The organism is Asticcacaulis sp. AC466 (genome assembly GCF_000495815.1).
In the GTDB taxonomy this organism is placed as follows: domain Bacteria; phylum Pseudomonadota; class Alphaproteobacteria; order Caulobacterales; family Caulobacteraceae; genus Asticcacaulis.
Window position 1 is genome coordinate 1 of sequence record NZ_AWGE01000009.1, and the last position, 26,063, is coordinate 26,063.

The 26,063-nt window shown below is 56.0% G+C and carries 15 protein-coding genes; 5 read left to right on the forward strand and 10 right to left on the reverse strand.

The window, feature by feature from the left end; genetic code table 11:
* From tpiA to AEAC466_RS33355, 6 genes are all read right to left on the reverse strand, one after another.
* A partial coding sequence (tpiA, locus tag AEAC466_RS33330) for a triose-phosphate isomerase (protein WP_023458175.1) occupies positions 1-703 on the reverse strand: 703 nt, incomplete at its 3' end.
* A gap of 415 nt (positions 704-1,118) precedes the next feature.
* Positions 1,119-2,162, reverse strand: coding sequence for a glycoside hydrolase family 5 protein (locus tag AEAC466_RS33335; protein WP_023458176.1), 1,044 nt, complete (start codon positions 2,160-2,162; stop codon positions 1,119-1,121).
* A 426-nt stretch (positions 2,163-2,588) separates the two neighbouring features.
* A complete protein-coding gene (locus AEAC466_RS33340; RefSeq protein ID WP_235074260.1) occupies positions 2,589-4,631 on the reverse strand; it encodes a beta-galactosidase in 2,043 nt (680 codons plus the stop codon).
* A gap of 87 nt (positions 4,632-4,718) precedes the next feature.
* Positions 4,719-7,103, reverse strand: a complete 2,385-nt coding sequence (locus AEAC466_RS33345; RefSeq protein WP_023458179.1) for an ABC transporter permease — start codon at positions 7,101-7,103, stop codon at positions 4,719-4,721.
* Positions 7,100-7,819: an ABC transporter ATP-binding protein gene (locus AEAC466_RS33350; RefSeq protein WP_052025114.1), complete on the reverse strand. Its 720-nt coding sequence runs from the start codon at positions 7,817-7,819 to the stop codon at positions 7,100-7,102. The genes AEAC466_RS33345 and AEAC466_RS33350 overlap by 4 nt, the downstream gene beginning before the upstream one ends.
* A 64-nt stretch (positions 7,820-7,883) precedes the next feature.
* A complete protein-coding gene (locus tag AEAC466_RS33355) occupies positions 7,884-8,339 on the reverse strand; it encodes a hypothetical protein (RefSeq protein ID WP_023458181.1) in 456 nt (151 codons plus the stop codon).
* A 148-nt stretch (positions 8,340-8,487) separates the two neighbouring features.
* Here AEAC466_RS33355 and AEAC466_RS33360 point away from each other — a divergent pair, with 148 nt between their 5' ends.
* Positions 8,488-9,729, forward strand: a complete 1,242-nt coding sequence (locus AEAC466_RS33360; protein ID WP_023458182.1) for a sigma-54-dependent transcriptional regulator — start codon at positions 8,488-8,490, stop codon at positions 9,727-9,729.
* The gene (locus tag AEAC466_RS33365) at positions 9,719-10,930 is read left to right on the forward strand and encodes a sensor histidine kinase (protein ID WP_023458183.1); all 1,212 of its coding nucleotides are present in this window, start codon (positions 9,719-9,721) and stop codon (positions 10,928-10,930) included. Before AEAC466_RS33360 ends, AEAC466_RS33365 begins: the two co-directional genes overlap by 11 nt.
* Here the strand turns inward: AEAC466_RS33365 and AEAC466_RS33370 are convergent.
* Positions 10,927-11,730 (reverse strand): IclR family transcriptional regulator, encoded by an 804-nt coding sequence (locus AEAC466_RS33370; protein ID WP_023458184.1) that lies wholly within the window; start codon positions 11,728-11,730, stop codon positions 10,927-10,929. The two genes, AEAC466_RS33365 and AEAC466_RS33370, sit on opposite strands and share 4 nt — an antisense overlap.
* Before the next feature lie 362 nt (positions 11,731-12,092).
* Here AEAC466_RS33370 and AEAC466_RS33375 point away from each other — a divergent pair, with 362 nt between their 5' ends.
* Complete coding sequence (locus AEAC466_RS33375; RefSeq protein WP_155913612.1) at positions 12,093-14,534, forward strand: glycoside hydrolase family 2 TIM barrel-domain containing protein; 2,442 nt, start codon at positions 12,093-12,095, stop codon at positions 14,532-14,534.
* A 127-nt stretch (positions 14,535-14,661) separates the two neighbouring features.
* On the opposite strand, the gene AEAC466_RS33380 is transcribed toward AEAC466_RS33375, so the two are convergent.
* Entirely contained in the window at positions 14,662-16,254 is a 1,593-nt protein-coding gene (locus AEAC466_RS33380; RefSeq protein ID WP_081714620.1) for a GH39 family glycosyl hydrolase, read from the reverse strand.
* Between the two features lie 624 nt (positions 16,255-16,878).
* Here AEAC466_RS33380 and AEAC466_RS33385 point away from each other — a divergent pair.
* Entirely contained in the window at positions 16,879-18,879 is a 2,001-nt protein-coding gene (locus AEAC466_RS33385; protein ID WP_023458187.1) for a glycoside hydrolase family 2 protein, read from the forward strand.
* 26 nt (positions 18,880-18,905) lie between these two features.
* Here the strand turns inward: AEAC466_RS33385 and AEAC466_RS33390 are convergent, their stop codons facing one another.
* The gene (locus AEAC466_RS33390; RefSeq protein ID WP_023458188.1) at positions 18,906-20,231 is read right to left on the reverse strand and encodes an alpha-L-fucosidase; all 1,326 of its coding nucleotides are present in this window, start codon (positions 20,229-20,231) and stop codon (positions 18,906-18,908) included.
* A gap of 29 nt (positions 20,232-20,260) precedes the next feature.
* Positions 20,261-21,847 (reverse strand): alpha-L-fucosidase, encoded by a 1,587-nt coding sequence (locus tag AEAC466_RS33395; RefSeq protein WP_031238742.1) that lies wholly within the window; start codon positions 21,845-21,847, stop codon positions 20,261-20,263.
* Between the two features lie 785 nt (positions 21,848-22,632).
* Between AEAC466_RS33395 and AEAC466_RS33400 the strand changes: the two genes are divergently transcribed.
* Complete coding sequence (locus AEAC466_RS33400) at positions 22,633-26,031, forward strand: TonB-dependent receptor (protein ID WP_031238743.1); 3,399 nt, start codon at positions 22,633-22,635, stop codon at positions 26,029-26,031.
* The last annotated feature ends 32 nt before the right edge of the window (positions 26,032-26,063 follow it).

The following is a 26,063-nucleotide window of genomic DNA, read 5'->3' on the forward strand; positions in this document are numbered from 1 at the left end:
TAGGCTGATTAGGTTTTAAGCCTAAAGCGCCGCCGACATCCGGAAGGATAAGTATGCCCCCGGCGTTGTCCGCATTGACGGATCCGCCGTAAAGAATACGGACGGCGTTCCCTTCTGTGCCCAAGTGCGTCACCAGTACCGTACGAATATGTATGTGCATTTCCATAATCTCATCGGAGGTCGCCGTATCCCCGGCGCCGATAGCCCAGGGTGGCTCGTAGGCGACGGCCATTGACGCGCCTGTAGTGCCGATGGGTACGCTGCCGATGATCTGATCGGCGCATACCGACATGGCACGACCCGACCGACGTTCCTCAATGGTTTCCCCGATGCAGGTGATAGCCATTAGCCGGCTGCGACGGGCGGCCATGGCTTTTTCATGTACAACGGTATTCGTCTCGCCGTGATGCTGACGGCGTTCGGAGTGGCCAATAATGACGGCGGTTGCGCCAGCATCCGTCAGCATCTCCGCGCTGATATCACCGGTGTAAGGGCCGGACACGGCACTATGGCAATCCTGACCGCCAATGGCAATCAGCTCGCCTGCCACCCGAACCGAGCGCTCGATTAGAGTGGCGGGCGGGCAAATGAGGATGTCCACCTTAGGTGAGTGCATTTTCACGTTCGCCGCGAGGTCCACAATTTCTGAAAGCTGCACGTTCAATCCGTGCATTTTCCAGTTGCCGGCGATCAAAAGCCGCATGACGTCCTCATTAGACAGGTCTGTCTGTAAGTGCCCTCAAAGCTAGCAGGGACATGCGTGTTGCACTTTAAGGTACGGTGCCTCATCGGCTAGGCTCGGAATATACTCATGCCTGGATTTGAACCAACCGTTCGAGGTTGTCGAGGTTGTCGAGGTTATCGAGGTTTGCGTAAAATTCGTTGAAAAAATGAAATAGGGTAGTAGTTATGTTGGTTGCGTCCCTCCCCGCAACCAAATTACACAAGGAAGACCATCAGTTAAAAGCCCGCGCAAGCGGGCTTTTCTGCGGTCCAACGCAAGGCCGTAAAGCCCAAGATAACCCCAAAACTCTCAAAATGCACAAGGACTAAAGCATGTGACCTGCCCCAAGGCCAGCGTCTCTGGCTTTAGAAATCCTGACAGCGCGAGGCGCCATTCATTTTTTGCCGGCCGTCGTGAGCAATGCATCGAGTATATCTGCATCCTTTATAGCGAGCGTCGTTCGATCAATCAGGCTGCCCGTGTCCCAAAGAAACGGCACCACGCCATTTGCCAATGCCTGTTGGGTGACATACTTGTTCCAGTAGGTTACTGAGGCATTGTGTTTTGGCAGGTCGAGCGGCGTGGTTTTGCGCCAAGCACCGTATTCCCCCATAATGACCGGTATGCCTTTGTCGATGAAATGTGTCTTCATCGCCTGCATCTGCTGATCTACATAGTCTTCCTCGCCCCAGGTCGCGTTGCGGTCTGGCTGGATAGTCGAGTGGTTGTCGCGGCCCCAGTAGTAGAACATCTTGCCCCAAGACTGGTCCTCGGTGATGATAGCGAACTGAGACGGCGCGTAATAGTGTATTTCAAACATCAGGCGGTCGGTCGCGGTATCCATTGGCATGTTCGTCCAGAGCGAAACGGCATATTCCGTGTTCGTGCTGGGTGATTGAACGACCACGGTCCGATAGGCATTCCGGCCTCCCGTGGCGCGGACCGCGTCGATACAGGCTTGGTGATATGCCATTAGCGCATCCATCTGGGCCGCCTTATCGGCGGCGGGTTCATTCGCGCTGGCAAAAATGAGGTGCTCGTCGAAGTCGCGCAGGTGAGTGGCAATTTGTTGCCAGAAGGCTTTTTGCTTGGCTGCGACGGCTACCTTGCTTGCCTCATCAATATGATTCTCCAGCCAACCACCGTCCCAGTGGATGTTCAGCACGATATAAAGATTGGCGTTTATACAGTATTGGACGACCGCCTTCACCCGGTCGAGCCAGGTGGAAGAAATCTTCGCCGTCGTTTTATCCGCATACTGATCCCATGAGCAGGGCAGGCGGATGGCGTCGAACCCGAGAGACTTATACCTATTCACCAGATCCTGCGTGATCAGCGGATTGCCCCAGGCGGTTTCCCCACCGCTGGCTTCCATCGTATTACCAATATTGATGGCCAGCTTGATTTTACTGGAAATCTGAGCCGCGGTGCTAGTCATTCCGGTGGAGTCCGCTGAGAGCGGGCTTGTATTGTAATTCGGGTAAAGACCAGCAGATGAAGAACTCGCAGAAGACGAAGATGACGATGAAGATGAAGATGAAGATGAAGATGACGAGGGACCACCGCCGGACGAACCGGACAATCCTGACCCGCCGCCGCACGCGCTGCAGGTACCTGCAATGGCCGCTGTCGACAACAGAAATACACGCCTGCCGAGTATCATGTTTTCCCTCAATATTTTTGTTATCCCCTAGTCGAGTTGGCTGAATAAGACTGCAACCAACGACCTTGATGCCAACCTAAGGCGGGGCATAATAATTTGCCAATAAAATAATTATTTGCAAATAAAATATTTGATCTCAGCTATTTCTTTTAAAGGCAATGTCGTTTTGCAATCCACCTTAAGTGGGCGGAAGGCGCCTCATTATTGGAGGAGGTCAACACCATACGGCCCCAGATGGACTTCCGTATCCCAGCTTGTATGTGTTATGAGCCCCGTTTTTCGACCGGAAATCGCCACTACCTTATTGGCTGCAGTGGTATTTACATAAAGGGTGCGGCCGTTGACGTCACGGGCATAGACCCCTTCCGGTGTTTTCGGACCGACGGCAATTTTCAGCTCGCCGTACAGGCTTTCGTACAATGGTGCCAAGACGGCCGCTTGAGCCGGCGTAGCCACATAGATCGCACGGCCCTTGCCATAGGTGTTCACGGTTATGGCTGGCGGCGATCCTTCGACGTTTGAAAACCTGGCCGTGACTTTTGCCGTCGAAGGTTCAAGCACTTCATAAAAATTGATTGTGGTGCTGAAATCGGTGCCGCCAATACGGCCGGTCAGCGGCATATCAGTGCGATAGAACGCGTTTGTTTTCAGGCCGAAAACATCCGATAATCTGCCCGGTAATGGCGTATCGTGCCATTGGCCGGTTCCATCGGCCTTATCGGACAAGGCCGTCATCACGACCGTGCCGCCATTGGCGACATAGGAACGGATCGCATCCGTCGCCTTTTTGTCCATTATGTATTCGCCCGCCACAACCACAAGCTTGTATCGGTTCAAATCCTCATGCGCGACGTTGATTACGGCTACATCGATGTTGTCGTTGTAGAGAGGCGCGAAAGCACTGTGCTTTTGCATTAGGTACGGCGTCGTATAGTAGGCGCGAACCGTGTTGCTGGGACCATTGGGATTGGAGGCGACGCGTGCATCAAACGAGTAGTCGACAGCGACCTCAGGCGAAACCGGCCGGGGAAAGCCTAGGGTCTGCATCTTACGGAATTCCTGGGCGATGACGCCAAATTCGTCCAGTTTCCAGGAGGGAGTGTCATCGTGATCGATCAGCCCAAACAGAGCCTGTTCTTCTCCACCGAGATGGCTGTTGAATGTCCAGGCGAGGACGGCCTGGCCGCCATTCAAAAGACCGAAATAGGCCCACATCCGTGATCGCCCCTTAGTGCCGTAAAAACCGCCGCCGCCGGCCTGAAATTCATTGAACCAGACGGGAGTCGTCAAGGCTCCCCGCATCATCGAGGTTTCAAACCCACCGCTGATGGGGTCGCCGTTATAATAGCCGTAGGCGCCGTAATTGACATATTGGCGGTAAGTCGAGAGATAGTCGAACCCCTTACGGTCGGAACTATCCCAGAGGTTTGAAATCGCTGGCTTGTTCGGGGCATTGCGCTTGCGAATGGCTTCTAAATCTTGGAGGGCGTCGATGGTTACGTCGGACCAGTAACGATGCAGGTCCAGATAGCGCTCCACCGGACCTGGACCGTCACCATAGGGCAACTGGACCTCATCCCATGAACCGATGCGTCTCGACCAGCGCTGGGTGGCCCAGGTCTTATTTAGACTGGCCAAGTCTCTGTAACGGGCTTTGAGCCAAACGATGAAGCGCTGTCGGTCCGCCTCCGAATACGACATGAAACCGTTGCCGATCTCGTTATCAAAACCGATGGCAATAACAGTGGGATCGGCACCGTATCTTTTCGTCAGCTTATCGGCGAAATCGACCACCAGGCGGCGGTAGTCTGGATCGCTGATATTATCCATGTAGCGTTCTGCCGGGTTCAGCCGCGTGCCGTTTTGCGCTGAGAGGTCGACACCCGGATATTTATGATGAAGCCACAACGGCGCGGGCAGGCCGGGGATGTCAAGGATAACGCGTATGCCATTGGCTTTCATCTCGGCCAGAACGGCATCAAACGCCTCGAAGGTGTAGACCCCTTCTTCGGGTTCAAAATAATCCCAGGACAGGTCGCCCATGCGCACAATATTGAATCCGGCCTTCTTCATGAGCGAAATATCACGGTGAATTTGCTCAGGCGTCCGGTCGACCGGCTGATAGCAAGTGCCGACAAATAACTGACCAGCGCCAGGCCAGCTGACATGCTCTGCCGACGCTTTTGCATGACCAGCGCCGGGAATGGCTGCGGCGATTAGCAAAGACGCTATCAGGCGGCTCATGAATTTCATTTTTCTTCCCGTTACCATCAATGATATATATCTCAGTCGCTGTATTGTATGTAAAATTTTTATTCAAATATAAATGAACTATTCCAAATTTCTTAACGGGCCGCTTGACCGCGCGGGTTGTGCCAGCGCCGTGTGAATCGCCAGGGTTCCGAAGGCAATGATAAATGTCGACACGCTTGCCAGTGCGACGGCAATCCAGCTCGGGTTTACGTGCAGGGCGAATGTGCGCAGCCAGGCGACGGCGATGAGCCAGGCGACCGGTGCCGCGATCAGGTTGGCTATCAGCAGTGGTCGTAGGTACGGTTTCAGCCGCAGCACTATCAGGTCGGCCTTGCTGGCGCCCAGCGCGTTGCGAATAGCGATTTCCTTGCGATCTGTCCGGTAAATGTGGATAGACAGACCGATCAGTCCAAAGATGGAAACGGCCACACCGATAACCGACAACAATCCGAAGACATACCATTGCTGATACATGTCGGCGTATTCGGCGTGGACATATTCCGAATAGAGCTGCCTTTTTAGAGGACCAGCTCTCGGATAAGCCTGTTTCCATATCTGGTCGATTTGGCGGAGCGTTTCTGCCTCCGAGCCGGGAGCTAGTTTCACGCTCAGGCGATTAAAGAAGGTGGATTGATTGTCAAAGATCATCGGCGGTGCGTCTTCGCGGATATCTGCCAAGCGGATGTTGTCGACCACACCGACGATGCGCGATACCGTATCCCCGTCGTCACGTGCCAGGCTTATGTTGCGGCCGATAGCGTCTTGTGGATGGCTAAAATTGAGTGCCAGCAGGGCGGCTTTATTAATCACCACATCGCGTGCAGGTGCCAAATCCGGATAGGTTGTTGAAAACGTGCGGCCTGCGAGACGTCGGACATCGTAAAAACCAAAGAAGTGTGCATCGACGGACTGACGCTGGGCCTGAATGATCCTTCCATCCGTTCTCCGGATCCAGTCCGGCCAGATATTGGTCTGTTCCGGAAGGCTGCGTGAGTAGGTGGCTTTTTCGACGCCCTTAAGCGCGGTTATCGGTTGCCTGAGACTCAGATCTGCCGGGATGTCTGACGAGGTATTTATCAGCAGGATGCGGCTGGCTTCGTGATTCAGCGTGTCGCTCGTTGCAAAACGCCACTGTTGATAAACTGTGCCGGAAGTGACTAACAATAAGATCAGCAGGGAAAATCGCGCCACCGTCCATAGTGAACGTGACAGAGAAGGGCCGCTTGACGACGGGGGACGGCTACGGCTGCGACGTGGGTGAGCGGAAGCCAGAGCCAGGGCGGGGTACAGGGCCCCCAGCATGGCGATTGTGAAGCCGAGTGACAAACTTCCCCAAAGAAACCAGACCTCTGACCAAGGAGACTTCCCGATTCGCATAATCGGATCGAGCACCGGCAGAAAACGCTCAACGGCGGCCGCGGCCAGGGTCAGCGAAAGGGAGATGAGGATGCCGGCCTCGATGAGGACCTGCAGACAGATTTCATATGTTTCTGCGCCGAGGGTCTTGCGGATAGCCATCTCGTGGTGTCGTTCATCGATCTGTATCGCCATTAATTCACTGAAGTTGACCACGGCCAGCACAACGATGAGAACGGCGACGGCAATCATGGCGGTGATCGTGTCGGGATGTCCGCGGGGCGCAATTGGAGCATCGGCCCTGGGTAGAAAGTGAACCTTGGGCAGCGCTACGATTTCAAATTTCATCGGATGTTCGCGTGATGAAATACCGTGATGGGCCGCCGTGGCTGTAAGAGACTCTATCGACACCGACGCGCCAGGCTTGAGTCGTACGAATGTGAGGCAAGACGTCCAGTTCCATTCCGGATGCGTGTCCAGAATGGAAAGCATACTGTACGCCGCTTCGCTGGATATAAATATCTGGCGTCCGAAGCTTGTATTGTCGGGGAAATCGGCAAGCACCGCCGTAACTGTGACGGTTAGCCAATTGCTTAATGTGACGGTCCGTCCGACGACATCCTCGCGTCCAAAAAAAAGACGCGCCATTCTCTGAGTCAGGACCATGCTGTCCGGCTTTTGCAGGGCGTGACGCAAATCTCCCGCCACAGCTTTGAGCGGAACGAGGTCAAAAAAATTTGAATCTGCCCAGTAGAATGGCTGGCGCGACGTATATCGTGGCGTTTGCATCGGCCATTCGGCCGGAACCAGTCGCGACGTGGCAGTTATGGATGCGTTGTCTTTTACCAACCATCGGGCCATGCCGGCGGGTGACTGGTCGCTGCTTACCCGCTCGGCACCATCGGGCGGGTAAAGCGTTCTGAGAAGATAAATGTTGTCCGCATCTGGCAGGAAGCGATCAAAGCCGAGTTCGCTTCTGACTTCCAGCGCGACGATGAATGCGGCGGCAAAGCCGATCGCCAGGCCCAAAACTTTTAGCAGGCTCATGCCCCAGTACCGGCTCAGAATGCGTCCCGGCTGCCCGAAACCATGCGCCAGGCGCATCATGATAGGCGCCGGCGTATGAACTGAATTTTACCGTCCAGCATTTCAACAATGCGTTCGGCGTGATCCGCCTGTGCCGGCGCATGTGTCACAATAACGAGTGCGCATCCTTCGGCGTTGACGGCTTTCAGGATATTGAAAATCTGCGCGGCATTTTCAGAATCCAGATTTCCGGTCGGTTCGTCGGCAAGGATAATGGATGGCCTGCCGACGATGGCGCGAGCAATGGCGCAGCGCTGCTGTTGCCCGCCGGAAAGCTGATTTGGCAGATGGCTGGCCCTGTGGGCGATGCCGACAAGGTCCATGACCTCCTGTACCCGTTCATCGATGTGGACGTCGGCACGGTGGCGATAAAGGAGGGCCAATTTGATATTTTCGTAAACACTGAGACTATCGATCAGGTTGAAACTCTGAAAAACGAAGCCGATGTCCACGGCGCGCAACCGGGCCAGTGCACCAGGGGCGGCGCCCGCGACGTTCTGGCCGTGGAATGACACGCTCCCTGTCTCCGGGCGATCCAGAGTGCCCATGATGTTCAAAAGGGTCGATTTACCGCAGCCGGACGGACCGCAAATGGAAACGAACTCACCGCGTTCGATATCGAGCGTAATATTACGTAGGGCTTCGACGCGCCGCCCAGCGGTTCGATAAGTAAAATTAACGCCCCGCAAACCTATTAGGGGGGCTGTCGAATGCGGTACTGAGTTTTGCGCTGGCAATTGAAAACCTTAGGATCGGCAAGGCGCGTCTGGTTAACGAGCTTAATACAGGTTTTGTGCGAAGTTAAGCCACCAACGCATGTGTAACCAAGGATGCACTCAAGCGATGCGCTGCCGCCGTGACCTGCGTCCGGCACTCTTCCAGAGAAGGCGCATTGCGGCGCCTGACGCAGGACGACACAAGCAGGGCGACTTGTTTGGGGCCGTGGAAGACAGGGGCATAGACATCTGTAACGTCAGGTAGGTTAGGGTTTGGCTGCTGGCCGGCCTGACATGACTGATCCGAGGCACCGTCTTCGTCTTCCCGAACCTGGTAAATCATCCCAATGGGCATATTGACGTAGAAAGCGGTCGACGGAATGCTTTGAAGCATAACGCGGAAGGTATTCTCCTGACATACCACAAGCTGACAGGACTGCCGCAAGGTCTCCGCAAGCTGATCCAGAACCGGTAAGGCATTTCCTGCCACGTCTTCGCAGGGGGCATTCAAAAAAAAGGCATTTCTTTGGACAATCGTCATGGATGCTTCTCCGCGCTGTACGTATCGTTGTTCTTTTTTACAGTTTAACGGATTTTGGAAAATAAGCTAAGGCGCCAATTTTATTTGACTTTTTTTGAATTTGAGTGAAGTTTGAGGCATTAAGTGTCCGAGCTGTCCGGAATCGTACATGTCCCAAACGCACAAAACCTTGCTGTTTATCGATGATGACGCCGACGTCCTCAAGACGGCCGAGCTCTTGCTCGGCAGGTCGGGTTATACCCTCCTTAAAGCCCTTTCGCCAGCGCAGGCTTATGCACTTTTATCCACCCAGACAGTTGATTTAATCCTGCTTGATCTCAATTTTTCCCATGCGCAGACCTCGGGTGAAGAAGGTCTGGCTTCCTTGCAGGAGTTGCGTCGGTCTGCACCAGGTGTGCCGGTGCTGGTGGTGACTGGTCATAGCGGCCTGACCGTTGCCATTCGCGCCTTGAGGGCCGGCGCCGCCAACTTCATTATGAAGCCCTGGAGCAACGATAAATTCATTGCGGCAATAGAAGAGGGAATTGACCAGGGACGTCGGAAGCCGAATGTGGATGACGGCCTTATATTGGAAGCACCTCAGAGTTCAGGTGCGGAATTCATTATCGGCCGCACTGAGGCCATGATGCGTATAAAGGCGCTGGTAGACCGCTATGCGCCTCTGACCGTTCCGGTTTTACTTTCGGGGCTGGCGGGAACGGGAAAATCGCATATCGCGCGCGCCTTGCATAACCGCTCGGGTCGGACACATCTCAAAGTCGTCGACGCGTCGTCGATATCCGCCGTTGATGCCGAAAAACTGCAGGACGCAACTCTGATTATCGAAGCGATCGAAAGGCTCGATACCGACTTTTACCAGGCGCTGCTGGATTGGCTGCCAGAGTTTGAGCGTCGTAACGTGCGTGTGGTGGTGACCTCAGTGCATGAGCGCGGCGAAATGCAGCTGCCGCGCGGTCTTGTTTACGCACTTAGTACTCTTGAGATCAATGTGCCTACGTTGGCGGAGCGTGTGGAGGATATCGGTATCCTGGCCCAACATTTTGCCAACCTGTGCGCATACAAGCAGAATCTGTCGCACCGCGACCTGATTCCGGAAACTATCGCGCATCTCAAGGCGGCTGTCTGGAACGACAATCTGCACGCGCTGCGCCAGGTCGTGGAGCGTGCGGTTATTGAGTCTGACGGGCCACTGCTGGCGCCCAACGACCTGCATATGCCCTCAATTCAGGATATCGACCCTCGCACCACCGCCTTAAGTCTGGAAAACACGGAAAAATTCGTCGTCGAGTCGGCCTTAAAGCGCAATAATTTTAATGTCTCCAAAGCCGCCGCCGAGCTGGGAGTAACACGGCAGACCCTCTACCGCCGAATGAGCCGCCATGGTCTTTAGGCGCGTGATTATCAGATTGCTGTGTGTGTCAGGCGTGGCGGTTACGGCGATTTTGGCATTCGCGTCAGCGCACGATCACATGTGGGCGAATTTGGCTTTGTGCCTGATCGGCCTGGCGGTGAGCGCAAGTGTGCTTTTGGTCGGTGAGAAGGATGGGCTTAAGGGGGGAAATGCTGTTGAGCCTCTCACCCGTTCTGAAACCCCACTGCAAACCCTTCCGGCCCTGCTGGACCAGGTTCCGGTGCCATTGTTGAAGTCTGTCGAGGGGGAAGGCTTCTACGCCCTAAACTTGGCAGCGCGGCGGCTTTTTCGAGTAGACGCCTTTATAAGTGATCCTCCGCCAGCGATGGTGGCCGCGGTGATGCGTGCAGAAAGAGGGGCGCGGGCCTCGATACGGCTTTTCGACAGCGTGTACGCCCTGGGGGTTAGCGAGCTGTCTTTTGAAGAACGTAAGGAGCGGTTTATCAGTCTGACGGATATTCAGGCCGAGATGCGCATCGCGGAGGCAACGGCCTTGGGGGATACCTTGAGGGTCATCAGTCACGAGATCATGAATTCGCTAACACCTGTCGCCTCTCTCGCCGAGACGGCGCAACACTACCTTGAAGGTGACGCGCCCGACGGTGTTCAGTATGCCAGGGAAGCGCTTGCCGTGCTGGAACGGCGCGCCAGGGGGCTTAAGCGGTTCGTTGAGGGATACCGCTCGCTGGCAAGATTGCCCCAGCCTGAGTTGCGTCGCGTTGATATCAAAAGTTTTGTCACCGATGTGGTACGTGTATTCCAGCAAAGCGCCGTGGCCGAGGGTGTAACCCTTGCCCTTGAGATGGAGGCAGGCGCGCTGTGGTTGGAAATGGATGAAGCCCTTATGGCACAGGCGCTGATAAACGTCTTGACCAATGCGGCCGAAGCGACGCGCGATAATACCGGGCCGCGCCATGTGAATTTAACGGTGCAGCGCCTGGACAAAGATATGGGTATGGAGATTGCGGACAATGGCGCCGGCATTGAGTTCACGATGCGGGACCGTATATTCCATGGCTTTATAACAACCAAGGCGGAAGGAGCGGGCATAGGCCTTTCACTCGCTCGACAGATCGCGCTGGCGCATGGTGGTGACCTGCGACTGCTTGACCAGACAGAGTCCTGGTCATCGGTGTTTCTGTTCAGGCTGCCTGGCGGGAAGGATATGCCAGAAAGCTAAAAGGCGTCGCGCGGCGCAGCGCCCAGCGCGTTTGACAGCGACGTGCAGGTGTCAACCAATGCGCTCGCGCAGGCTTCGACACTAATGCTCAGCTTGCTACGAATGTAGGGAATTGTGACGGCAGCAACCAAGCCACGGTCATTGAAAACCGGACAGGCGATATCGGTGATGCTTTCCGAATATGCGCTTTGTGCGATGAGAAAGCCGTTTTCCTTGGCGCGTATGGCTTGCTGCTCAAAACGCGTCCACTCACTTTCGGATACGGTGGGCTGCAGCGCTTTTCGCCAGGCCGCCTTGCTCGTCGGATTCTGGAAGGCGTACAATACGGTGCCTGCGGTCGCCTCGACAATTTCCTGACGATAGCCGACGCGGACATGAAAACTGGGGGCGGCCGGCGCATCCATCTGCCCGATGACCACGACCTGGTCATCGGAAGCGACGACGATGTGTGTCGCCTGTAGAATTTCATCACTGAGCGCGCGGATTGCGGGAATGGCGTAATCCAGGAGATTCTTGCTAATGCCACGGGACATGCCGAGCGAGAACAATTTGTTCGTTAATTCGTAACCGCTCTGGTTTTCGGCCATAGCAACGTAACCACGGTGTTCCAGCACCGCAATCATCCGGAACAACTCACTGACGGAGCGATTTAACTGCTCCGAAATTTGCTTGGGCGGCATAGGTTTGGGCGACGTCGCGAGAAGTTCGACGATATCCAGCCCTTTTTCGAGTGCTGGAGCGCGATATTTGAGTTCGCTATCATCCATGTCGTCCTGAACCGGTAAGTCTTGCTTCGCCATAATGTGCCTTAATGAGTCTGTGCGTTGTCGGCCATCCCATGAGATCAAGCACGCCGCTCTTCGCTATTGAAAGAGTCATATCAAATCGTCGTCACATATGAAAAGCAAAAATACGAAACGTCTTGTGTTTAAGCTTTAGGCGTTGTTTTAGACGTAAGTTGCTAACTTTATTCGAAAAAAAATCCGTATGATTGGTGACTAACATTCATTTCAATTACTCAACTTTTTTTGTTTATATTTGTATTTAAAATTATATTTTACCTTTGAAAAAGTTTATGACTGTGTCATTAGATTGCGGTCATAGGCAATAAAAAGATCGATTGCCAGCCTGAACCAGGAAAGGGAAGACTGTGCTGAAATTCATGACCGCCACTAACGCTCTGCTTTTTACTGCGTTTATTGCGGTGCAGCCTGCGGTGGCGAGGGGCGAGCATCTGAACCTGTCGCAGGGCTGGCGGGTCCATAAGGGCGAGGTCGTCGGCGCGGGTCAGGCCGGGTATGATGATCAGGACTGGGCGCAGGTCGTTGCGCCGCACGACACCTCGATCATGGATGGACCGGACGGGACGCCCTTCGATGCTCAAGCCGCAGCCGGGCAGGATTCCGGTTATCTGCCGGGCGGTGTGGTCTGGTATCGTAAGCATCTGAACCTGAGTGCCGCACAGGCTGGACAAGTCGCACGGCTCAACTTTGAAGCCGTTTACATGGATGCCGAAATCTGGGTCAACGGACAGTCGGTGGCCAGCCACCGCTATGGTTACACCGCCTTCTCCGTCGACTTGACGGGTAAGCTGCGCGCGGGTGCCAATTTGATTGCGGTGCGCGTCAATCATGAAGATCCGTCTTCGCGTTGGTACGCAGGAACGGGGCTTATCCGGCCGGTTTCGCTGGACCTGTCGAACTGTGTCCATATCGAACCGGACAATGTCGCGATCACAACTCCGGCAGCCACCGCGCAGAGTGGGGAGGTAGTGGTTGCGACGACGGTTACAAACTGTGCGGCAAGGCGGCAATCCGTGGAACTGGTCAGCGAAGTTGTGGCGGCGGATGGAAAGGTCATGGCACGTTCGGTCGTACCGCTCTCGGCCCCTGCAAAGGGCGGCGTCTCTCGAACGTATAGCCTGACCGTGCCGTCTCCTGCGCTGTGGTCGATAGAGTCGCCCAACCTTTACACCCTGGTCCAACAGGTGCGCGCCGACAACGCCGTCGTTGATGAACGCCGCACCCGCTTCGGTATCCGCACGATCAGCGTCGATGCGGTTCATGGCTTGCGCCTTAATGGCCAACCGGTCCTTTTGCGCGGCGGCAATATTCACCATGACAACTATATGCTGGGAGCAGCAGGTTTTCCCGACGCCGACAAGCGCAAGGTCGCGCTGATGAAAGCGGCAGGCTATAACGCCATACGCATCGCCCACAATCCCGCCAGCCAGGCCACACTCGACGCCGCCGACGAACTGGGTCTGCTGGTGATAGACGAGGCGTTTGACGCCTGGAACAGGGATAAACGGCCAAAGGATTACGCGCGCTTTTTCGCTGACAACTGGCGGCAGGACATTACCAGCCTGGTCGTCAGCGGCCGCAATCACCCGTGCGTGCTGTTCTGGAGCATTGGCAACGAAATCCCGGAAAGCGGCACGCCTTTGGGGGTTGATACCGGCCATAAACTGGCCAGCCTTGTTCGCAGCCTCGACCCGTCGCGACCTGTGACGCAAGGTGTGAACGCCGAACCGCCGCTGGACGATGCGCAGTTCGCCACCGGCGATGTGGCGGGCTATAATTACCACGTTCACCTCTTCGCCGGCGATCACGAAAAATTCCCGAACCGCGTCATGTTCACGTCGGAATCGACCTCGAAAGATGCGTTCGAATACTGGCATCCTGTGGAAACCATGCCGTGGGTGATTGGCGATTTTGTCTGGACGGCGGTCGACTATATCGGCGAAACAGGCATCGGCTGGATGGGCTATAGCCAAGACTGGCAAAAGTTGGGGCCTTATCCGTGGCACCTGGCCTATTGCGGCGAGATCGATGCCATCGGCCGCAAGCGTCCGGCGGCGTATTACCGCGAGGTGCTGTGGAAGACGGGCATAGATCCGATTTCCGCCTTTGTCCGCCAACCGGAAGGCACGGACGATCTCCCCGATCGCCGGCTTTTCCCGACCACGCCGCCACATCTCGATTGGTCGCTGGACGATGTCCACCCAAGCTGGACCTGGCCGGGCCAGGAGGGCAAGAGGCTGGAGGTCGATGTCTATTCCGAGTTTCCGCAGGTCGAGCTGTTCCACAACGGCAAGAGCCTTGGGCGGAAAAATGTTAGCGTCGACACCGAATATAAGGCGATCTATTCGGTCCCCTATGCACCGGGCAGGCTGACGGCGATCGGATACCGCGATGGGCGCGAAGCGGGCCGTTGGGAATTGCGGACCGCTGGCAATCCTGCAAGGGCGGAACTCAGCAGCGATAAGGCGCAGACTGTCGCCAATGGCGAGGATCTGGTCTACGTCACCCTCAAGCTGCTTGATGACAACGGGACGCCCATCTATGCGCGCAGCGGCGACCGGAAGGTGACGGTGCATGTCTCGGGTGCTGCCGCTTTGGCAGGGATGGGCAACGGCAATCCTATGGATGCCTCAAGCTTCCAGTCCGGCCAGCGCGCTACTTTTCACGGTCAGCTGGCCTTCGTTCTGCGCAGCCTGAACCAGGCGGGCGAGGTGCGTGTCGCGGTGGAGATTGAAGGTTTGGCGACGCAATATTTAACTTTGAACGCCGTCTCGGATAGGGTGGGACAAGGCGACGACTAGATGCATGTAAAAACCACAATGATCTTAGGGCTCGGCGTGGGCCTGCTACCCTTTTTCAGCCAAGCTCTGATAGTCACAAAATAGGGTGTGTCCGGGCGCGGCGGTCAACGCTGCGCCCGGTAGTTATTTACGCTTTCGGCGTCAAACGCACCAGCACGATGTCGTTGCTGTTCATAGCCAGCTCGACTCGCGCCTTGCCGTCGCGGCCCACCTTGAGACTGCGGCGCGATTCAGGGCGATCGAGCGTAAGGGCCTGAAAATCGCGGAGTTGGGCCGTGGTCAGGGCGGCGGGCGCGCCTATGGCAATATAGGCGCTGTAAGCGTCGTTACGGCGGTAGCCGGTACGTTGCACGCTCAGATCATAGACGCCGGGCTTCACGCCTTCGAACGCGAGACTAAGCGGCTGCGATGGCGTATTGGGCACGAGATGGCTGAAGAAGGTCCCGTTGCTGCGGCCTTGCTGGTCGGGTAACTGAAAATCCCAGGCGACGACAGAGACCGCGTTGCCATCACGCGCGGCCCAGACCTGGTTGTCCGTACAAGGGATTTCATTTCCTTGCAGGGCATGCAGATATTTGTAGGCGAACCATGACGGTTTGCGGACGCCGTCCTTTGTCATTAGACCGAAACCGCCCTCAAATGGCTTTGATGGCGGGCCGGGCTCTTCGAAGAGGTCAGAATAGACCCAGTAGCTCATGCCCTGGGCGATGCCTTGGACGGCCTTCAGCTTACTGAGGATATAGGGCGCGGCGATATAGGAATCGTGGCTGAGGTCGCGGGGGTTATAGCTGGTGCTCCATTCCGAGAAATAGAGTGGCAGGCCCGGAAAAGGGGAGGCGTCGATCTGCGCCCGGACCTTTTTGACGTCACCGATAATGGCGTCCGGTTTTTTGGACAGTTGCAGGTCCATCTTGCCTTCCTCGTCAAGATAGCCGTAATCCACGCCATAGGTGTGGGTCGTGATGAAATCGACGGGCGAATTTGTCGCCTTGGCGTAGGAGAGAAATTCCGGCACCCAGGCCGCACCGGCGGTGGCCGGGCCGCCGACGCGCAATTGCGGATCGATGGCCTTCAAGGTACGGGCCGTCAGGCCATAGAGGGCGAAATAGGCTTCCTGATCGGCATATTGCCAAAAACCGTCCAGATTTGGTTCGTTCCACACCTCGAAGAACCAGGAGCGTACTTCATCAAGGCCGTGGCGCTCGATCATATGCCGCGTGAAAGCCTCAATAAGTTGCTTCCACAGGTCGAGGCGAGGGTGGGAGGTATTTCCCTTCCAATAGAAGATCGTCTGGTCGGAGGTTTTGAGCGCACCAGGGGTGAAGCCGAGTTCGACGAACGGCTTGACGCCCAACTTCAGCATGGCGTCATAGAGGTAGTCAACGCGGGTCCAGTCATAGACCAGCTTGTCGTCCTGCCTTTTTACCGTCCCCAGATCGTCCGCGAAGATATTGTGGAAACGCATATAGCGGAAACCCAACTCATCCGAAGCGTCCTTCAGTTGCGCCAGATTGGCGTTGCGGATAGTCGTTCCGGGATAATCCGCGCCGACGGACAGGTCGAAGAAGCGGTCGAGCGGCTGGCTGGCCTGACGCAGATCGAGGACAGCGCGCCGCAATGTCGTTTGCGCAGCAAATGCGTGGCCCGATACGGCCGTTAGGATACTGGTCAAGGTGAGGCCGGAAAGCGCCGACCGGCGGTTCAGAGAGGGAAATGTCATGAAAACGCTCATTTTTAAGTCTTATAGTAGATAGGCCGATCAGAACGGTTAAGCCGCTCGCGGTCAAGAAAACTATAAGTGAATTTTAAATTTAAATCTAAAATATAAGTTTATTCGAGTTCAATATCGTAGCAGTGCCGGGAGCCAAATTGACATTAATGGCCCGGGCTTGCCTTTGTCGGGCCTCATGTGCCGGCTTTACGGCGCGGGGTCGCAACGCGCATGTCGCGGAAAAATTTGTCCATTTCCGTAATCGTCGTATAGAAGCACCAAGGTTTCGACGCCGGGACCAAAATTCGGCGCGTACAATTCACACATAAAAAGATATTTTATATTTGACGGTATTCGTGGGGTGAGATATGTAGCAAATATCCTTTTCGCGGGACTTCCCGGCCCTCCACGACATGTATGGGCTAGAATCGGCTTCGGTACATTGTTCTCCCTGGAATGGTACCACTTATGCACTGGCCTGCTCCCGCGTCGTGGCGCGGGGGACTTTTTGCCGCGGGCCTGAACAGATTTTTAGAACTGATAGTGATGTCCACTGTGGGAACCACACAATCGTCCAGGCACATGTGTTCAATAATCGGTTTCATCCGATTGGCGCGTTTTTTAGTGGTCTTAATGGCGGTCGCAGGCTGCCCCGCCTTTGCCTACGAGACGCGACAAACCCTGGAAATAGACGCTGACTGGACCTTTCAGCTTGGCAGTCGGTCGGCCGAAGTGTCGGCCATTGATCCAACGGGCTGGCGAAACGTCAATCTTCCCCACACCTATAACGCGGTCGATGGCGATGACGGCGGCAACTATCACCGCGGACCTGCATTTTATCGTAAAACCGTTTTCCAGCCTGCTCGTTCGGCGTTCACCCGTACCTTTATCGAATTCGACGGCGCGGCTGTAGTCACCGATCTTTGGGTCAATGGCACCTATGTTGGACAGCACAAGGGTGGATATGCGCGCTTTCGCTTCGATTTGACCCCCTATCTTAGACCCGGTGAGAACCAGTTGCTTGTGCGTACCGATAACAGCGCCTCGCTTCAGGTCGCGCCTCTTGGCGGCGACTTTACTGTGTACGGCGGAATCTATCGATCCGTCCGGCTTATCCGAACGCACGATGTCCATTTTGACATGCTGGACTACGGTTCTTCCGGTATCGAGATCCGCCAATCCGAAGTGACAGCAAAGCAAGCGAAACTGGCCTATCGGGTGAGAGTTGCCAACGATGGTCAGGTGGACCGTGCGGTCCGGGTGCGCGTGAATCTGAGGAATGGTAACGCGACGGTTCTCAGCCTGGAGACATCGCTGAGCGTGCAGGCCGGCGCCGTGGCGGTGGCCGATCTCGCGGGTGAACTTGCATCGCCGCATCTATGGAATGGTGTGGCTGATCCGCATCTTTACCAAAGCGAAATATCTGTGGAGAATTACGCACATGAGCGTCTGGATAGCGCCACCGTCGCCACCGGCCTCCGTTCAATTTTGATCCGCCCGGATCAGGGCGTTCTCCTGAATGGCCGGCCCTATAGCGTCCATGGCGTCAATATCCACCAGACCATGCTGCCGGAGCGGGGAACAGCTGTCACGGACGGCAATATAGACAGTGACTTTCGCCTGCTGAAGGATCTCGGTGTCACTGGATTGCGATTTGCGCACTATCAGCATCCGCAGCGGGGTTATGATCTGGCCGATGAAAGCGGCATCCTGGTATGGACGGAAGTCCCGTTTGTCGCCAAGGCGTCGCCGGATGAAGGTTTTGAGGCGAATCTACAGGATCAGTTGCGCGAACTCATACGGCAGAACAGAAACCACCCCAGCGTTTTTGTGTGGGGCCTCGGCAATGAAATCTATAGTGTCGATGCCGACAGCGCGCGCTTGCTCGATGGTCTTCAGGCGCTTGCGCATAAGGAAGATCCGGACCGGCCGACGACCTATGCCAATTGTTGCGCGCCCATCGACGGACCGCAGGCAAGCCACACGGATACGATTGGCTCCAATGTCTATTATGGCTGGTATGACGGGCAGTTTGATGATCTCGGCCCCTGGCTAGACGCCAACCATGTCAAGCGTCCCGCAACGCCCGAGGCCGTCAGTGAATATGGCGCCGGCGGCAGTCCCTACCACCAGGCAGACCCGCCGTCGCGGCCCCGACCGGGATCGCACTGGCATCCGGAGCAGTATCAGGCCCTTTACCACGAACGGGCGTGGTCTCAGATCGCACAAAGGCCGTGGTTATGGGCCAGCTTCATTTGGTGCGGCTTCGATTTCCCTTCGGATGGGCGTAACGAAGGCGACCGGTCGGGCATTAACGACAAGGGGCTGATTACCTATGACCGACGCATCCGAAAGGATGCCTACTTCTGGTATAAGGCGAACTGGACGTCCAGCCCGATGGTGTATATTACCTCTCGCCGTGCCGTGACGCGCCATACGGCGGATGTAGCGGTGAAGGTCTATGGCAATGTGAGCCAGGCTCGCTTGCGGCTGAACGGTCGGGATCTAGGCGCTCAGCCGTTTGAAAACCATATGGCGACCTGGAATGTCCGCCTGAGCCCTGGTAAAAACACTCTGACCGTCGAGGGCGGCTCGGCTGTGGATATTGTTACCTGGGTATTGACGGCCGAATAGGGGGGGGCAACCAGGAGTGTAGATGATCAGGCAAGCTTCAATTCGATAACCGTGACGGCCGGGCCCCGCGACATGGTGGGCACGGACAGGGCAAGGCGATCGGAAGTCATGGACCATTTTACCGTTTCGCCCGACAGATTGAGGACATCTACGATCGTGCCGGCCAGCGGCGGCAACACCAGTTGATCCTGCGGCCAGCCGACAATATGAATGAACACGCTTTTGCCGGCCATGGTAGCGCCATAGACACCATCCACAGGTTGGAAAGGTCCCGGTCGCGTACCGTAAACAGAACGGCCGTGCCGCTTCAACCACAGTCCCACACCGTTCAAGGTCTCAGCCTGTTTGGGCGGGATGAGGCCATCCCGGTCCGGTCCGAGGTTCGCGATCACATTGCCATTACGAACAACGGCATCGACGAGCAGTCGCACGAGCTGATCCGTGGTCATGACGCTGTCTTCGGGCGTATAGCCCCACGCCCCGTTATTTATGGAAAAGGCTTTCTCCCAAGGGCGGGCACGGATAGGGCCGGTGATTGGGCCGGGCCCTTCGGAGGTGTCGAAATCGCCCTGCCAGCCGGAACGTGGATTGATCACGATGTCCGGTTGGTATTTCCGGACCATGCGATTCAGCTTGTCCGGCTCCCAGAACCAGGCAGCGTCGGCATCGGTGCCGGTATGTGCCAGCCAGCCGCCGTCCCACCACAGGATGTCGATATGGCCGTAGTTGCGCATCAATTCTTCGACCTGGGCATAGGTCTGGTGTTTGAGCTGGGCGGCGTTTTCGGGCATGTCCTTCGGATGGAAATAGGCCGGGAAGCGCCAGTCGAGCGGTGAGTAATAGAGGCCGACACGCAGGTCATGCCGACGAACCGCCTTGACATAAGGCGCGATCAGGTCGCGGTGGGCGGCTGAGTGCATGGCGTCATAATGACCGTAACTGGCGGGGCTGTCCCACAACGCAAAACCGTCATGGTGGCGCGCCGTCATGACCATGTAACGGGCGCCGCCAGATTTCGCCAGTCGCGCCCAGCTATCTGGATCGTAGTGACGCGGATTAAATTCCTGCGCCAGTTTGGCGTAATCCTCGGGCGCAACCTTCTCATTGAACATGTACCATTCGCCGCGACCCGGAATGGCATAGAGTCCCCAATGGACGAAGACACCAAACTTGGCGTCGCGCCACCAGGCCATCTTGCGGCCAGGAAGCAACAGATCCGGCGCCAGGGTCGGATCGGCATTGGCCGTCTTCTGAGCGGACCGTTGCTCGTCGGTTAGGTTCTGGGCCTTTAGGGGGAAGGCGGCGAAAGGCATGGCCAGCGCCCCGGTGATCAGGCTGCGGCGGTCAAACATGGGCGTCTCGAGGTTCGGGGGGCAGATGGTTAAATGCTCAGTTTCAGAACGCTGCCATGACGTGTCGGCAGAGTCGCCGGCATGTCAACGACGAGAGCGTCGTCTGTTTGTCGGAAGCGCAAAGCTTTTGTTTGTCCGAGGAGTTCAACCTTGCGCACCGGTCGGCTCAGATGGCCTGCCTGGTGTCCGAGTGCTGCGATACGGCATGTCGCCCCCGGGTCGCCAAGCGTGATGGCATAAAGCGCATCGCCCTTCGTCGTGAAACGGATATCCTGGCCGGTATAAACGGTGTTCTCCATGAAAGCGCCATCGGCAGTTTCTGTCGGACCCTCGCCATAGATTATCCACGGGCGCGAGCCGTGGATCGCCTCGCTGTTGACCGACATCCAGGCTGCGAGCTCATCGAGCAGGCTTTGCGATTCGGGTGGCAGGCTGCCATCGGGGTAGAGCACGATATTGAGAAGCAGGTTGCCGTTCTTGCTGACAATGTCGGTCAGCATATGAATAATGTCAGGCGCCGTCTTGTAGGTATAGTTGTCGCTGTAGAACCAATCTCCATTGGATGAACAGGTTTGCCAGGGCAGCGGGTTAATGTCCTTGAGCACGCCGCGTTCCACATCCTGGACGCACATCTTACTGCTGTATTCGCCGGACCCGATCGCCTTGCAGTTATAGACCGCCTGCGTTCCGCGGCTTTTGTCCGCAGCGCCATTATAGAAATGCGACAACAGCGAACGCCCGACAATGCCGAAGGGCAGTCCACCGTCCGAATAGAGCAGGTCCGGCTGATAATTATCGATAAGGTCTCGGATGCGATCGAACCACATCTGATGAAAGGCGGGATCGCGCGTATACCAGGTAGATGTGCCGCGATAAGGTTCATTATTATTGCTGTGATAAAGATCAGCGAAACGCGCATCGGCGCCATCATAGCTCACGCCGAGCTTTGGCCAGAACTGATCGTACATATGGCTTGGGTAAAACCAGTTATGGCTGGCGCCGAGATGTTCGGACACGCCGAAGTGCAGGCCGCGTTTTTTTGCCGCCGTCTTCCAGGCACCGACGATATCGCGTTTCGGGCCCATCGCGGCCGCATTCCAGCGGTGAGTCTTCGAATTCCACAGGTCGAAATTGTCGTGGTGGACGCCCATGCTGACGAAATATTTGGCGCCGGCCGCCACGTATTTGTCCATCAAGGCCTCGGGCTCGAATTTTTCCGCCTTCCACAGCGGAATGATGTCCTTGTAACCGACCTCGGACGGGTGCCCATAATTCTTCAGGTGATGGTCGTAGTGAGGATGCCCGGGAATGTACATTTGCCGGGCGTACCAGTCGCCCGCGCGCGGCACGGCCTGCGGACCCCAATGCGCCCAGATGCCGAACTTTGCGTCGCGGAACCAGTCCGGGGCCTGGTACGTTTCCAGCGAGGGCATTTCCGGTGTAAACGGTCCTTTAGCGATTGGCAATTTGTAGTCGACCCGCTTTTCGGATGGCTTGCAATCGCTGCCTTCGTCGGCTTGTGCGGAGGCCTGACCGAAGGCCAGCGGCGCAGTTGCAAAACCGACAGTCGCCAGGAGGGGCGCGCTTAGAAAGCTGCGCTTGCTTATTCTCTTCATATTCCAACCCACATGATGAACAGCCAATCATTGTGACCACTGGCCTTACGAGAAACTTATTTGAGGCGTAAGGCATAGTCCATTAATAAAATAAAATTTCATAAGAAAATTTCATTTAACGTTTCAGCACGGGATGTCACAGGCTCAGAATGAGTAGGCCATGTGCGGTTCCTGAGCGACCGATACGGTTTAAACACCGCCGAGCGAACAGAGGAGGCATGTGGCGTGTGCGGTGGGGGTCTGAGCATCGCATTTGGCCGGAAATCCTGGCATCAGGGACCACCACTGGGTCATGTTTTACAGTAAGGCTCATTTTATATGTAATTTGTAAATTTTGGCGGAAGGTCGATCTTGCCGTAAATGTCCAATTTTTCTGGTCGCAGAAAGCGTGGCGTCCATAAAAAACCTTCAATAATTTATTTGCAAAATAGAAAATTATATTTGATGAAGGCGGTGCCTGGATGTATTGTCGTACAATAAGCTTTAAGGCCTGAGGTCCTGACAGGCCGCTGCGGCATGTTTCGAGCAAGCTTGTGCGTAGGGCGCAATCGTCCCAACGGATTGCGCTTCTTCCAACTCCCCTTGCTCCGCAGCGCAAGGGGGTCTTTTTCGCTCAGCGACGTACGGGCCGTTTGTGTCTTCAGCGCAACAAAAGGCGCAATTCTTAGGTAAAATGAATTTTTACCATTGAATCATATCGTCCGACTATTATCCTACAAATGGTACATTGGCTGCCGTCAATAATAATGAAGCGATGTCCATCGGAATCGCACAGAGGGAACACCATGAAGAGAATCACACGAAAGCTTGTGCTCGGCGCAAGTGTATCGGCTATCGTTTTGATTGCCACGACTGTCACCGCCGCAGCGCAGGATACCGCCGCACGCGCGGATGGCGCCGCACCCCGCGCGGACGATACGCTCGTTATTGTTACGGCGCGTCGGAAGGCTCTGAAGAGCGCCATTGAAATCAAAAGAAGCTCCGACACAATTGTCGACTCGATCGTCGCCGACGAAGCTGGCAAGTTGCCCGATAATTCCATCACTGAAGTTCTTCAACGCGTATCTGGCGTGTCGATATCCCGTTTCACTTCGACCAACGGAGGCAGCTCCGCGTTCCAGATCGAGGGGACGGGTGTCACCGTGCGCGGTCTTCCCTTCAATTCCAGCATGCTTAACGGCCAGCAGTTATTCAGCGCCAATGGCGCGAGCGCTATCAGCTGGAATGAAGTCACGCCCGAATTGATGGCCGGTGTCGATGTCTATAAGGCGTCCCGCGCTGACCTCATTGAAGGCGGGGCGTCCTTGATCAATCTTCGCACCCATCTGCCCTTCGATTTCAAGGAAACCCAGCGCAACATCACCGTTGGCGGGAGCTACGGCAGCCAGGTTGGCAAGGGTTCGCCCCGCGTTTCCGCCATGTTCTCAAAGCGTTTCGACACCAGCTTCGGTGAAGTTGGCGTGTTGTGGGATCTCGCCTACAGCGGTCTGCACCAGCAGAGCAGCGACCTACAGGTCGGTGCCATGTTCGGCGAATATGCGCCGACCTCCACGCGTGACGATCATTTGGCTTTTGTTCCCAGCTCCTTCACCTGGAGCAACAATATAGATAAGCGCGACCGGTACGGCGCCTACCAGGCCATCCAGTGGAAGCCGACGGATAACCTGACGCTGACCAACACGGTGTTCTACTCGCAATACGTCGACAATGGTTGGTCGAACAGCGGTTCCGTGGGGTCCAGTCCCTCCGCGGCATCCGCCGTTATGCCCAGGGTGGGCAGCCCGGTTGAGTACGATGCCAGTGGCGCCTTCGTGAAGGGCGGCCTCACGGTCGGGTCCACCGGCAATTCGGTGGAGTTCCAGAACACGACTATGAACACCGGCTGGTTGCCCAGCTGGTACCAACTCGATTGCGGCGCCACTTTTGGCGGTCCCGCATCGTCGATCCAGTGGGACTGGTCGGCTAATTCCGGTGTTGATCCGTCGAATCCCCCTGCAGGATGGGACGGTAGGCGCTTGGCGCAGTGTGGCCCCGCGGGCACGTTTAACCCGAGCGGCGGGGCGTCGGCGTCGCGCAGCAAAAGTTCGACACTGGATATTTCGCAGAGTTTCGTCTGGACGCCCAGTGAACGGACGACGGTGCGTGGCGGCGTGCAATATGTCAGTTCCCGCGCCACCGGGGAAAACATGTTTGTTGGCCTCGCTCAGACGAGCCCGCTGGTGACGTCGATTGATGCCGACCTGACGGGGGCGCTGCCGATGTTGTCCGGTCTTTCCACCGCTGGCCTACTCGATAAGAGTAAGGCGTATTTAGGCAATTTCGGCTATCATAAACCCAATAACAAGGGGAAGATGCTCGCTGCCCACTTCGATGTTGAATACCGGCCGAGCGATGATGGATTCCTGCGCTCCGTTACTTTTGGTGCTCGTATCGCCACCCGCACCGAAAACGACGACAACGTGGGGACCTATTGGGCGCCCTTGAGCCAGTCATGGCTGTCGAATCCGTGGGGGGCGCATCCCGGAGACCCGACCTATGGCGCGGGGAATATTCAATATCTGACGAATACAAACGTCCCGTCGGAGGATTATGAAGTCTCCACCTTCAAGAATTTCTTCGGCGGCAAGGCGGAGGTTCCGGCTCAGCTTCTCGTCCCCAGCCAATCGCTCGTGCAAAGTTATGACTGGTACCATTTGCTCCAGACGTATAACGGGCAGATCGCTAACGGGACAGCGGATGAATATTGGACGAGGTATATTGATCAGGGGCTGAACAAGACCGATAGCCGCATCGTCACTAAGGCTGTCTATATCCAGGCCAAGTTTGCGCACGATGCTATCGGATTCATTCCGGCGTTTTCGGGTAATATCGGCGTTCGCGCGTTCAACGAAACCCTGCATGCGAGCGGTCTGTTGAGCACTCCGAATGCTCAGAACCTTGCTCTAACCGAGAAGGACAGCACGGATTACTTCAACGCCCAGCAGGCGCTGGCAAATGATCCGAATTCATCGCCGACGTTCCCGACGCTCTATTCGTTTGTTCAAGGTTATAATACACAGGTCCGAGACTACAGCTACCATCGTATTCTGCCTTCGTTCAACATCAAGTTCGACGTAACCGACAAGTTCATCATTCGCGCTGCTGCGTCGAAGGCGTCTGCTCCGCCTAATCTCAATGACATCCGTGCGGGTGGCACGATTGGCGCCAGATCAATTTCTGCCTTAAACCCGCAGGCACCCTCTATTCTCACGGGTGTTTCCGTCAACGGTGGGGGCGCAGACCTGAAGCCGACCATGATCAACAGTCAGGATGTTACGTTCGAATTCTATCCGTCGTCGTCCAGTTTCTTGTACTTCGATCTGTTCGCCAAGCAGATCGAGGATCACCCGGTATTCCATTCATTCATCGCCAACAATCTTCCCATTCCGGCGAAGGCATACGCCAATGGTGACACCCCTCCGGTCAACGCAGGGGATCCGGATCCGGGGACATTGACAGAGCTCAATCTTCCGTGGCTCTATCTGCAGAACCAGACGTCGAAGCAGAAGGCCTATATCAAGGGCTTTGAGATCGGTGGCCGCACGTTCTTCGATCAGCTCCCAGGATGGCTTCGCGGGTTTGGCCTTGATGGCAACCTGACCTATATCGACAGCAGAAACCCTGCCCAGCAGGCCAACAGCGTGTTGACTCCCCCTCCGGCCGGCGGCTTCCTGCCGGGCCTCAATCCGGACGGCACAGTGCCGCAGACCTACCCCAAGCTCCCCTACGCCGGGTTGTCGAAGTGGGCCTACAATATCCAGTTGTTGTACAGCCGCGACAAGGTCAATTTCCGTCTGGCGTACAACTGGCGCGACAAGGCGTTGCTATCGACCAACGTCAATCCGCTGTCCTATGCGACAAGCGGCGGCAACCCCTACATCCTCAACACCAGCCCGACCAACTTTGACAGCGCCCATTCCTATCCCGTGTACAACATGGTCCCTGCCTACATGGCCGCGGCCGGTTATTTGGACCTGGGCTTTGACTACAGGGTGAACGAGAAGATTTCCGTTTCCTTCAACGCGAATAACCTTCTTAACACCAAGTCGAGAACGCTACAGGAGCCGGTGCCTGGCGTGTTCGAGCCGTACGACTATAACGTCAGCGATCAGCGCTACGAGGTTACCGTGCGGGCGCGCTACTAACGGTCTGAACGGAGAAGGGCGCTTCAACGGAA

What these genes read in the sequence shown, in the direction of transcription:
- AEAC466_RS33360 (WP_023458182.1), top strand. Translation starts at nt 8,488, where the DNA reads ATGTCCCAAACGCACAAAACCTTGCTGTTTATCGATGATGACGCCGAC.
- AEAC466_RS33395 (WP_031238742.1), bottom strand. Translation starts at nt 21,847, where the DNA reads ATGAAGAGAATAAGCAAGCGCAGCTTTCTAAGCGCGCCCCTCCTGGCG.
- AEAC466_RS33335 (WP_023458176.1), bottom strand. Translation starts at nt 2,162, where the DNA reads ATGACTAGCACCGCGGCTCAGATTTCCAGTAAAATCAAGCTGGCCATC.
- AEAC466_RS33355 (WP_023458181.1), bottom strand. Translation starts at nt 8,339, where the DNA reads ATGACGATTGTCCAAAGAAATGCCTTTTTTTTGAATGCCCCCTGCGAA.
- AEAC466_RS33365 (WP_023458183.1), top strand. Translation starts at nt 9,719, where the DNA reads ATGGTCTTTAGGCGCGTGATTATCAGATTGCTGTGTGTGTCAGGCGTG.
- AEAC466_RS33370 (WP_023458184.1), bottom strand. Translation starts at nt 11,730, where the DNA reads ATGGCGAAGCAAGACTTACCGGTTCAGGACGACATGGATGATAGCGAA.
- AEAC466_RS33400 (WP_031238743.1), top strand. Translation starts at nt 22,633, where the DNA reads ATGAAGAGAATCACACGAAAGCTTGTGCTCGGCGCAAGTGTATCGGCT.
- AEAC466_RS33375 (WP_155913612.1), top strand. Translation starts at nt 12,093, where the DNA reads ATGACCGCCACTAACGCTCTGCTTTTTACTGCGTTTATTGCGGTGCAG.
- AEAC466_RS33340 (WP_235074260.1), bottom strand. Translation starts at nt 4,631, where the DNA reads ATGAGCCGCCTGATAGCGTCTTTGCTAATCGCCGCAGCCATTCCCGGC.
- AEAC466_RS33390 (WP_023458188.1), bottom strand. Translation starts at nt 20,231, where the DNA reads ATGTTTGACCGCCGCAGCCTGATCACCGGGGCGCTGGCCATGCCTTTC.
- AEAC466_RS33345 (WP_023458179.1), bottom strand. Translation starts at nt 7,103, where the DNA reads ATGATGCGCCTGGCGCATGGTTTCGGGCAGCCGGGACGCATTCTGAGC.
- AEAC466_RS33385 (WP_023458187.1), top strand. Translation starts at nt 16,879, where the DNA reads ATGGCGGTCGCAGGCTGCCCCGCCTTTGCCTACGAGACGCGACAAACC.
- AEAC466_RS33380 (WP_081714620.1), bottom strand. Translation starts at nt 16,254, where the DNA reads ATGACATTTCCCTCTCTGAACCGCCGGTCGGCGCTTTCCGGCCTCACC.